At 47.5% G+C, this 1,335-nt stretch carries 1 protein-coding gene; it reads right to left on the minus strand.

Annotated elements, in window-relative coordinates; translation table 11 throughout:
• A partial coding sequence (locus R7E47_RS24455; RefSeq protein WP_318085289.1) for an NRAMP family divalent metal transporter occupies positions 1-1,230 on the minus strand: 1,230 nt, incomplete at its 3' end.
• Positions 1,231-1,335: the final 105 nt, after the last annotated feature.

Here is a 1,335-nt window from a genome sequence, read left to right on the forward strand (position 1 = left end):
AAACTTCGCCATGAAGTTACCGACGTTAGTCAAACTCGATGCAGCCATCACGATAACAATCGCTGCTCCAGTTAGCGTTAAATACATTGGGTGTTGGTAATCACCGACGATATCTTTGCGTTTTGTCGCAACCAAGACGGTACCCAAAACGATAGGAAGGATAATGCTGTTCACTAAGCCCGCTAACATAAGCAGAAGAATTGGCATATCCATGGTAACCGTGCCTAGCGAGGTTAGGATAATGAAGCCGACACACCACGCTTTTTCGTTTCGTGCCACAACTGGGAAAAGCGTCTTAATTAATGAGATAGCCATGTAAGAGTTGCCCACCACAGATGTGATAGAAGCGACAAACAGTACTAAGCCAAAGATGAAGTAACCAAGCTGGCCAGCACCTTGACGGAAAGCGTCGGCTGCCGGGTTAGCTGAATCCAACGTTGCGCCTGTCGCGATAACGCCAAACACCGCTAAAAACAGTAGGACGCGAATAACCACTGCAATAGAGATACCAGCCCATGCCGTTGAAGTGATGGAAGGTACATTCTCTTTACCTTTCAAGCCGATGTCCACTAGACGTTGTGCACCCGTGTAGTAACCGCCAACTGCGCCGCCAACGATAGTCAACGTAGGCAGAAGCAAACTACCAACATCCATAGGCATCACCGCTGCACTTAGTGTCTCTCCCATCGGAGGTAAGCTCGTCATTGCCACATATGCAATCAGAACAATCATGAACAAGCCAAGGTAGCGAGCCATTTGGTCCATTCGTTTGGAGGCGTTATGAACCACAAACAGCAAACAGCCGACCACACCAGTAAACAGCGCACCCCAAGTCGTGTCCACGCCCGTTAACACATTAATGCCTAACGCCGCGCCACTTACGTTGCCAAAGTTAAACGCCACAGCTCCAAGCGCAAGGAGAATACCGACACCATAACCCATACCCGGCGCCACTTTGTTCGCAATGTCTTGGATTCGCATGCCAGAAACGCCCACAATGCGCCACAAGTTCATCACGATACCAAACGTGATAAAGATCGAAGCCAATACAGGAAACGCCATGTCGACTTTGTAGATGTTCGTGAAGACAGCAGTTTGAGTCAAAAAGCCAGGGCCAACAGAGGTCGTCGCCATCAAAAACGCGACACTTAGCATGGCTTTCTTTTGCCAACTGGTTTCTGTTACAGGAGCGGAAATGGAAGAGGTGCTGATAGTGCTTTGTGTAGTCATGCCAAGTCTCAAATTTGTTGTCTTTCTATTATTAGAAAAAAAGAAAGACAACTGACCGAGATCAGCTGAACTTAGAGAGATATCTCTTTTCAAAACAAACAATTA

The sequence above is a fragment of the Vibrio sp. Vb1026 genome, assembly GCF_033338745.1.
Lineage (GTDB): Bacteria > Pseudomonadota > Gammaproteobacteria > Enterobacterales > Vibrionaceae > Vibrio > Vibrio alginolyticus.